This is a genomic window from Stenotrophomonas sp. (assembly GCF_031995405.1).
Taxonomy (GTDB): Bacteria; Pseudomonadota; Gammaproteobacteria; order Xanthomonadales; family Xanthomonadaceae; genus Stenotrophomonas.
Window position 1 is genome coordinate 1 of sequence record NZ_DAMAGC010000167.1, and the last position, 7,176, is coordinate 7,176.

Genomic DNA, 7,176 nt, shown 5'->3' on the forward strand with positions numbered 1-7,176 from the left:
GCCCCGCCCGGCTGCCGGCCCAGGCCGCCGCCGATACCTACCGGCTCGACCCGGTCCATACCCGCGTACTGTTCGCGGTGGAGCACGCCGGCTTCTCGCACGCGCTGGGCACCGTATCCGGCAGCGAAGGCGTGCTCGAATTCGATCCGCAAAACTGGCCCTCCGCCAGGCTCAGCGTCACCGTGCCGATCCAGCGCCTGGACCTGGGCGATGACAAGTGGAACAAGGCCACCGCCGCGCGCAACCTGCTCGATACCGGGCGCTTCCCGCAGGCGCGCTTCGTCTCCACCCGGGTCGAACCGATCGATGCCACCCATGCCAATGTCATCGGCCAGTTGACCCTGCATGGCGTCACCCGGGAAGTGACCCTGGCGGTCACCCTCAATGCGCTGAAGCGCCACCCGCTGCCGCCGTTCCGGCGCACCGCCGGGTTCTCGGCCACCGCCACGCTGAGCCGCAGCGCGTTCGGCGTGGACGGCTGGCCGTCGATGATCGGCGATGAGGTGCAGCTGCGGATCGAAGCGGAGGCCGTTCGCGACAGCAACGCCGCCGATCCGCAGGACGCCCCGGCCGCTCCCGTATCCCCACCGCCGGTCGAGGAGACCACGCCATGACTGCCAAGAACACCGCCACCCGCTGGGGCGGCGTCAGCCAGACCCTGCACTGGTTGATCGCGCTGCTGATCCTTGCCTTGGGCATCGTAGGGCTGACCATGGGCGAATTCCCCAAGACCCCGAAGTACTTCTGGATCTACACGATGCACAAGTCGATCGGGATCACCGTGCTGGCCCTGGTGGTCGCGCGGCTGGGCTGGCGCCTGTACGCCGGCGCGCCCGAACCGGTGCCGGGCACGCCCACCTGGCAGGAACGCATCGCCTCGGCCACGCATACGCTGTTGTATGTGCTGATGTTCGCCATTCCGCTGTCGGGCTGGCTGTACGACTCGGCCAGCGGGCTGCGTCCGTTCCGCTGGTTCGGGCTGGTCGAGGTGCCCAAGCTGAGCGGGCCGGACGAGCGCGTCACCCAGGTCTCCCACGCCATCCACGAGTGGGGCTTCTGGCTGCTCATCGCGGTGGTGCTCGCGCACGCCGGCGCTGCGCTTTACCACCATTTTTACCAACGCGATGCCACCCTTGCGCGCATGCTCCCGCAGCGCTGGCTTGCCTCCCCCCAGAAGGATTGACCATGAACATCAAGCTCACCTCCCCCGCGGCGGTCGCCGCCGCACTCGCCGGCCTGCTGGCCACCGCCCCGGTGCTGGCCGCCGACTACGTGCAGGCGCCCGGTTCGGTGCTCGCGTTTGCGACCAAGTACGACGGTGAAGTCTTCACCGGCACCTTCCCGGGCTTCGACACCAAGCTCAGCTTCGATCCCGCCAAGCTCGACGGTTCCAGGCTGGAGGTGACCATTCCGCTGGCCGGCGCCAAGAGCGGCAACAGCGACCGCGATTCGACCCTGCAGGGCGCGGACTTCTTCAACGTCGCCAAGTTCGCCCAGGCCAAGTACAGCGCCAGCAAGTTCCGTTCGCTGGGCAACAACCAGTACGCCGCCGACGGCACCCTGGAACTGCGCGGGGTCAGCAAGCCGGTCACCCTGACCTTCACCTGGACCCCGGGCGCGCAGCCGGTGCTCAGCGGCAAGGCCACGGTCAAGCGCCTGGACTTCGGCGTGGGCGGCGGCGACTGGGCCGACACCAAGACCATCCCGAACGAAACCGCGATCAGCACCAAGGTCGTCCTGAAAGCAAAGTGACACCGGCGGGCGCCAGCCGCTGGCCGGCGCTCCGTACAGGTGATCAAAACCCCGTAGAGCCGACCGTTGGTCGGCTGCCTTTGCTGCCTTGGCTGCCCTTGCAGCCTTTGCAGCCTTGGCGTCGAGCAGCCAGGGCAGCCAACCAACGGTCGGCTCTACGGTTGCCCGTCGGTCCAGGCCGCCACGCGCGCCACATCGAACGGCCAGTCCAGCTCCCGCCCCCGCGCATCGCGCAGTACCGGTACGCGCAGGCCGTAACGGGCCTCCAGCGCCGCGTCATCGTCGATGAACACACTGTCCAGGGCCGGTACCCGGGCCTGCGCCAGCACCGCGAGGGCCTGGTCGCACAACTGACAGTCATCACGCTGGAACAAGGTAAACACCGGCCCACCCGCCTTGGGAAATGTTGCGCCGCAGCCAGAGCCGGCGGCGCGAAGCGCATAGAATAGCGCTCCATCCGATACCCGCAGTTTGGCAATCATGGCTGTCAGCACGTTCGACGTTTTCAAGATCGGCATTGGCCCGAGCTCCTCGCACACCGTGGGACCGATGAAGGCCGCCGAACGCTTCGTGCACCGCTGGTTGCTGGACCCGGGCCGCCTGCAGGACGTGGTGCGCATCCGCGCCGACGTCTACGGCTCGCTGGCCCTGACCGGGCGCGGCCATGGCACGGACAAGGCGGTTCTGCTCGGGCTGGAAGGCCAGCGCCCGAACCTGATCGACCCGGACATCATCCCGGCCACCCTGGAACGCATCCGCAGCAGCAAGCGGATCCAGCTGATGGGCACCCATGAGATCGCCTTCGACGAGAAGCGCGACCTGGGCCTGAACAAGCGCCAGAAGCTGCCCTACCACACCAACGGCATGCGCTTCACCGCCTATGACGCCGACGAGCAGGTCATCGCCACCCGCGATTACTACTCCGTGGGCGGCGGCTTCGTGGTCAACCAGGACGACGCGGCCGACGACCGCATCGTGCCCGATGAAACCCCCTTGCCGTATCCGTTCAAGAGCGGCGACGAACTGCTCGCGCAGACCGCGCGCAGCGGCCTGAGCATCGCCCAGATGATGTTCGAGAACGAAAAAAGCTGGCGCAGCGAAGACGAGATCCGCGAGCAGCTGCGCGAGATCTGGGGCGCGATGCAGGCCTGCGTGGCGCGCGGCATCCGCCAGGAAGGCACGCTGCCCGGCGGCCTGCACGTGTCCCGCCGCGCCCCGGCGCTGTACCGCGAACTGTCCTCCAAGCCCGAAGCTGCCATGCGCGATCCACTGACCACGCTGGACTGGGTCAACCTGTACGCGCTGGCGGTCAATGAAGAAAATGCCGCCGGTGGCCGCGTGGTGACGGCGCCGACCAATGGCGCGGCCGGCGTGCTGCCGGCGGTACTGCATTACTTCGACCGTTTCTGCCCCGGCGCCAACGAACAGCGCGTGTTCGATTTCCTCCTGACCTCGGCGGCGATCGGCATCCTGTACAAGGAAAACGCCTCCATTTCCGGCGCCGAAGTCGGCTGCCAGGGCGAAGTCGGGGTGGCCTGCTCGATGGCCGCCGGTGGTCTGGTCGCCGCGCTGGGCGGCAGCCCCAGCCAGATCGAGAACGCCGCCGAGATCGGCATGGAACACAACCTCGGCCTGACCTGCGACCCGATCGGCGGGCTGGTGCAGATTCCGTGCATCGAACGCAACGCGATGGGCGCGGTCAAGGCGATCAACGCCTCGCGCATGGCCATGCGCGGCGACGGCAAGCACAAGGTATCGCTGGACAAGGTCATCAAGACCATGCGCGACACCGGCCGCGACATGCAGGACAAGTACAAGGAAACCAGCCGCGGCGGGCTGGCGGTCAACGTCATCGAGTGCTGATCCGACCGCCACGGTAGCGCCGAGCCATGCCCGGCTGCACCAATCACCCGGTAGAGCCGAGCCATGCTCGGCTGCACCAATCACCCCCGTAGAGCCGAGCCATGCTCGGCTGCTCCGACCGCCCCACGCGGCAGCGTCATCGCGACGCCTCCAGTACAGTCGAGCCTCCCCTCCCGGAGACCGCCATGCGCATCCTGGCCGCCGCCCTGCTCGCCTGCCTGCCCCTGACATCCTTCGCCGCCGACACCTACGGGCCACGGCTTGAAGGCTTCGACTACCCTTACCCGGTCAAGATCTTCACGTTCGAATCGCAGCGCCAGTCGCTGGAGATGGCCTATCTGGACGTCCCGCCATCCGGCACGGCCTTTGCCGGCACGGTCGTGCTGCTGCACGGCAAGAACTTCTGCGCAGCCACCTGGCAGGACACCCTCCAGGCGCTGAGCGCCGCCGGCTACCGGGTGATCGCACCGGACCAGATCGGCTTCTGCAAATCCAGTAAGCCCGAGCGCTACCAGTATTCGTTCGGCCAGCTGGCGGCCAACACCCATGCCCTGCTCGCCCATCTCGGGCTCGACACGACCCAGGTCGACCTGGTCGGCCATTCGATGGGTGGCATGCTCGCCGCGCGCTACGCGCTGATGTATCCGCAGCAACTGCGGCACCTGGCGCTGGTCAATCCCATCGGACTGGAAGACTGGAAAGCCAAGGGCGTGCCGTGGCGCAGCGTGGACGCGTGGTATGCCGGCGAGTTGAAGACCAGCTTCGACAGCATCAAGAAATACCAGCTCGAGGTGTACTACAACGGCCAGTGGAAGCCCGAGTACGCGCACTGGGCAAGCATGCAGTCACGCATGTACGACGGCCCGGGCAAGCAGGCGGTGGCCTGGAGCCAGGCGCTGACCTCGGACATGGTGTTCAACCAGCCGGTGGTCTACGAGCTGCCGCGGATCAGCGTGCCGACCACGTTGTTCATCGGCCAGACCGACCGTACCGCGATTGGCCGCGACCTCGCCCCGTCGGCATTGAAAGCGACGCTGGGCGACTATCCGGCGCTGGGCAAGGCGGCGGCGGCAGCCATTCCCGGCGCGACGCTGGTGACCTTCGATGATCTCGGCCATTCGCCGCAGGTGCAGGACCCGAAGCGGTTCAACGCGGCCTTGCTGAAGGCGCTCAAGGAAACCCAACGGTAGAGCCGAGCCATGCTCGGCTGCTGTTCGCGCGATGGACGACGTCACGCGCTGCTCCATAGATGCAGCCGAGCGTGGCTCGGCTCTACCGGGCCGCGAGGTCGTGCTTCGCGCGAACGGCAGCCGAGCATGGCTCGGCTCTACCCGGCCGCGCGAACGGCAGCCGAACGTGGCTCGGCTCTACCCGGCCGCGCGAACGGCAGCCGAGCATGGCTCGGCTCTACCCGGCCGTGCGAACGGCAGCCGAGCATGGCTCGGCTCTACCCGGCCCCGCGAACGGCAGCCGAGCGTGGCTCGGCTCTACCCGGCCGTGGGAACGGCAGCCGAGCGTGGCTTGGCGCTACCGCCGCACGATCGCCAGTACGTCATCGAGCAATGCCGCTGCAGTGACCGCCGCACCGGCCCCCGGGCCCTGGATCAACAACGGCTGGGCGTGGTAACGATCGCTGTGAATCGCAACGCGGTTGTCGGTCTGCGCGCCACCGGCCAGCGGGTGATCCAGCGGCAGTATACGCAGGCCCACCCATGCACCGTCGTGGTCGAAACCGCCGACGAAACGCAGGCAGGCACCCTGCGCGCGGGCCTGCTGCCAAGCGGCCTGCAGCGGTGCGTCCAGCAACTCCAGCTGCAGCAACGCCGCATCCGCCGGCAAGGCGGCCAGTGCAGCAGGCACCAGCGACGCCACCTCGACCTGCTCGGCACGCAGTGCGATGCCACTGGCACGGGCCAGGATCAACAGCTTGCGGCGTACATCTTCACCGGACAGGTCGACGCGCGGATCCGGTTCGGTGTAGCCGGCCGCCGCGGCCTGCCGCACCCAGTCGGAGAACGCACGCTGGCCGTCGTAGTGGTGGAACAGCCACGCCAGCGAACCGGACAACACGCCCTCCACCCGATGGATGCGATCGCCACCGGCAACCAGCGCGCGCAGGCTGCTGAGCAGCGGCAGGCCGGCACCCACGGTGGCGCTGTCGCCGTACCGCGCATCGCCACCCTGGCAGCCGTCGGCGATGGCCTGCGCACGCGCCAGCTGCGCGCCCTGGCCCAGCTTGTTGGCGGTGACCACGTGCACGCCGCGGGCCAGCCACTGCTCGTGCCAGTGGGCGACCTCGTCGCTGGCGGTGGCATCGACCACCACATCGCCGCGTTGCAGCCCTTCAGCCTCGGCCCAGGGCTGCAGCGCCGGCACACTGCGCGCGGCCAGGTTGGCCTGCTGCAGTTCGTGCTCCGGGCCCCGTTCGCAGGCACGCGCGGTGCGCGAATTGGCCAGCCAGGAGAACGCCGGCAATGCCACGCCGCGCGCCTGCAGCGACTGGTAGCGCTGCACGAACGCCGTGCCGACGGTACCGGTGCCGAGCAACGCCAGGCGACGCGCCGGTGCAGGCACCAGGTTCAGCACCGCGCTCACGCATCCACCTGTTTGCGTACTGCCGCCTTGGCCTGCAGGTCGATCACCGCCTGCGCGCGCTCCAGCCCGGCCTGCAGATCGGCCAGCAGATCTTCCGGGGATTCGATGCCCACCGACAGCCGCAGCAGGCCTTCGCTGATGCCGGCATGCGCACGCGCCTCCGGCGTCATCGCGGCATGGGTCATGGTCGCCGGATGCGCCACCAGGCTTTCCACGCCCCCGAGCGATTCGGCCAGGGTGAAGCAGCGCAGACCGTCGACAAACGCGCGCACCGCCGCGTGCGGATCATCGCCGGGACACGAGGCCAGCTCGAAGGACAACATCGCACCGAAGCCGTCCTGCTGGCGGGCGGCGATGGCATGGCCGGGGTGATCGGCCAGGCCCGGGTAGTAGACCTTGGCGACCGCGTCGCTGGACACCAGCAGGTCGACCACCTCGGCGGTGTTCTCCTGGTGCGCACGCAGGCGCGCGCCGAGCGTGCGCAGGCCACGCAGGGTCAGAAACGCATCGAACGGCGAGCCGGTCAGGCCCAGCGCGTTGGCCCACCACACCAGCTGCTCGTGCACCGCCGGATCGCGTGCGATCACCGCACCGCCGACCACGTCGCTGTGGCCGTTGATGTACTTGGTGGTCGAATGCAGCACCACGTCCGCACCGAAGGCGATCGGCTGCTGCAGCGCCGGTGACAGGAAAGTGTTGTCCACCACCACCCTGGCGCCGGCCCTGTGCGCGGCATCGATGACGAACCGCAGGTCGGTGATGCGCAGCAGCGGATTGGACGGGGTTTCGATCAGCACCAGCGTCGGCGACTGCGCCAGCGCATCGGCGAGCGAACGCGGATCGGTCAGGTCGGCGGTGATCAGGCCGAAGTGGCCCTTCTTCGCCAGCGCGTTGAACAGGCGCCAGCTGCCACCGTAGGCGTCATGCGGCACCACCAGCGTGTCGCCGGGCTGCAGAAGCGCGTTG

At 68.5% G+C, this 7,176-nt stretch carries 8 protein-coding genes; 5 read left to right on the plus strand and 3 right to left on the minus strand.

Annotated elements, in window-relative coordinates:
• Positions 1 to 11 precede the first annotated feature (11 nt).
• The 3 genes from RTO53_RS18755 to RTO53_RS18765 are packed head-to-tail and all read left to right on the plus strand — an operon-like array spanning position 12 to position 1,752.
• Positions 12 to 614 (plus strand): YceI family protein, encoded by a 603-nt coding sequence (locus RTO53_RS18755; protein WP_312239208.1) that lies wholly within the window; start codon positions 12 to 14, stop codon positions 612 to 614.
• Positions 611 to 1,183 carry a cytochrome b gene (locus RTO53_RS18760; RefSeq protein WP_312239202.1) on the plus strand — a complete coding sequence of 191 codons (573 nt, stop codon included), beginning with the start codon at positions 611 to 613 and terminating at the stop codon, positions 1,181 to 1,183. The genes RTO53_RS18755 and RTO53_RS18760 overlap by 4 nt, the downstream gene beginning before the upstream one ends.
• Positions 1,184 to 1,185: 2 nt before the next feature.
• Positions 1,186 to 1,752, plus strand: a complete 567-nt coding sequence (locus RTO53_RS18765) for a YceI family protein (RefSeq protein ID WP_312239203.1) — start codon at positions 1,186 to 1,188, stop codon at positions 1,750 to 1,752.
• 155 nt (positions 1,753 to 1,907) lie between these two features.
• Here the strand turns inward: RTO53_RS18765 and RTO53_RS18770 are convergent, their stop codons facing one another.
• Positions 1,908 to 2,135, minus strand: coding sequence for a glutaredoxin family protein (locus tag RTO53_RS18770; protein ID WP_312239204.1), 228 nt, complete (start codon positions 2,133 to 2,135; stop codon positions 1,908 to 1,910).
• Positions 2,136 to 2,232: 97 nt separating this feature from the next.
• On the opposite strand from RTO53_RS18770, the gene RTO53_RS18775 reads away from it, so the two are divergent.
• Both RTO53_RS18775 and RTO53_RS18780 read left to right on the plus strand, forming a co-directional pair.
• The gene (locus tag RTO53_RS18775; RefSeq protein ID WP_256775811.1) at positions 2,233 to 3,615 is read left to right on the plus strand and encodes an L-serine ammonia-lyase; all 1,383 of its coding nucleotides are present in this window, start codon (positions 2,233 to 2,235) and stop codon (positions 3,613 to 3,615) included.
• Positions 3,616 to 3,800: 185 nt separating this feature from the next.
• The gene (locus RTO53_RS18780) at positions 3,801 to 4,805 is read left to right on the plus strand and encodes an alpha/beta hydrolase (protein ID WP_312239205.1); all 1,005 of its coding nucleotides are present in this window, start codon (positions 3,801 to 3,803) and stop codon (positions 4,803 to 4,805) included.
• Positions 4,806 to 5,142: 337 nt separating this feature from the next.
• Here the strand turns inward: RTO53_RS18780 and RTO53_RS18785 are convergent, their stop codons facing one another.
• Positions 5,143 to 6,210: a homoserine dehydrogenase gene (locus RTO53_RS18785; RefSeq protein ID WP_312239206.1), complete on the minus strand. Its 1,068-nt coding sequence runs from the start codon at positions 6,208 to 6,210 to the stop codon at positions 5,143 to 5,145.
• Positions 6,207 to 7,176, minus strand: a 970-nt coding sequence (locus tag RTO53_RS18790; RefSeq protein WP_312239207.1) for a PLP-dependent transferase, incomplete at its 5' end; no start/stop codon positions are given. The genes RTO53_RS18790 and RTO53_RS18785, both read right to left, overlap by 4 nt.

Excerpts from the sequence above, each read along its gene's own strand:
- RTO53_RS18780 (WP_312239205.1), top strand. The coding sequence starts at position 3,801 with ATGCGCATCCTGGCCGCCGCCCTGCTCGCCTGCCTGCCCCTGACATCC.
- RTO53_RS18765 (WP_312239203.1), top strand. The coding sequence starts at position 1,186 with ATGAACATCAAGCTCACCTCCCCCGCGGCGGTCGCCGCCGCACTCGCC.
- RTO53_RS18760 (WP_312239202.1), top strand. The coding sequence starts at position 611 with ATGACTGCCAAGAACACCGCCACCCGCTGGGGCGGCGTCAGCCAGACC.
- RTO53_RS18775 (WP_256775811.1), top strand. The coding sequence starts at position 2,233 with ATGGCTGTCAGCACGTTCGACGTTTTCAAGATCGGCATTGGCCCGAGC.